Source organism: Shewanella sp. 8A (genome assembly GCF_023475945.1).
GTDB lineage: Bacteria > Pseudomonadota > Gammaproteobacteria > Enterobacterales > Shewanellaceae > Shewanella > Shewanella xiamenensis.
This window is the reverse complement of record NZ_JAMDJP010000082.1, coordinates 1-1098: the sequence shown is the minus strand read 5'-3', so window position 1 is coordinate 1098 and position 1098 is coordinate 1. Positions and strand designations below refer to the sequence as shown.

The following is a 1098-nucleotide window of genomic DNA, read 5'->3' as shown; positions in this document are numbered from 1 at the left end:
GATCTCTTGGCCCATGTTTCGCCGCTCGGATGGGAACACATCAATCTCACCGGAGAATATCGCTGGCCAAAGCCTTAGCGTAGGATTCCGCCCCCTCCCGCAAACGACCCCTATGACAGTTTAAGGAGAGCCCATGATGCAGCATGAAGGCCATGTGAGAATCCTCAAATCCTTGAAACTCTTTGGCATGGCACACGCCATTGAGGAGTTGGGCAATCAGAATTCACCAGCATTTAATCAAGCCTTGCCCATGCTGGACAGCTTGATTAAAGCTGAAGTGGCAGAGCGTGAAGTACGTTCGGTGAACTATCAATTGCGGGTGGCCAAGTTCCCCGTGTATCGGGACTTGGTGGGCTTTGACTTCAGTCAAAGCCTGGTTAATGAGGCCACGGTCAAACAATTGCACCGGTGCGACTTCATGGAACAAGCCCAGAACGTGGTGCTGATTGGTGGGCCAGGCACAGGCAAGACTCACCTGGCCACAGCCATTGGTACACAAGCAGTGATGCACTTGAACCGACGGGTGCGTTTCTTCTCCACCGTGGATTTGGTCAATGCACTGGAGCAAGAGAAATCATCTGGGCGTCAGGGACAAATCGCAAACCGTCTGTTGTATGCCGATTTGGTGATTCTGGATGAGCTGGGATATTTGCCTTTTAGCCAAACCGGTGGGGCACTGCTGTTTCACCTGCTCTCAAAGCTGTACGAAAAAACCAGCGTGATACTGACCACCAACTTGAGCTTCTCGGAATGGAGCCGAGTGTTTGGCGATGAAAAGATGACAACAGCGTTGTTGGACCGACTAACCCACCACTGCCACATCCTGGAAACCGGCAATGAAAGTTACCGCTTCAAACACAGTTCAACTCAGAATAAGCAGGAGGAAAAACAGACCCGCAAACTGAAAATCGAGACATAATTCTGACAACAAGGGGTGGGTCAAAATTCAATGCAAATCCCGGGTCAAATTTGGGTGCAAATCAACAGATATCGACAACCTCTCGCGCAACCAAGACATCGCGGTCGGACTGCAAGTGATCTTGAAGCCACGGGCCCGTCCCACCCCGACATGGACCTCGATGCCCGAACGGACGTTAG

Annotated in this window: 1 protein-coding gene; it reads left to right on the top strand. The window is 51.5% G+C overall.

Annotation, left to right across the window (positions count from 1 at the left end; genetic code table 11):
• The first annotated feature begins 133 nt into the window (after positions 1-133).
• On the top strand, positions 134-919 hold the full coding sequence (gene istB, locus M0413_RS22585; protein WP_000983249.1) for an IS21-like element IS1326 family helper ATPase IstB: 786 nt from the start codon (positions 134-136) through the stop codon (positions 917-919).
• The last annotated feature ends 179 nt before the right edge of the window (positions 920-1098 follow it).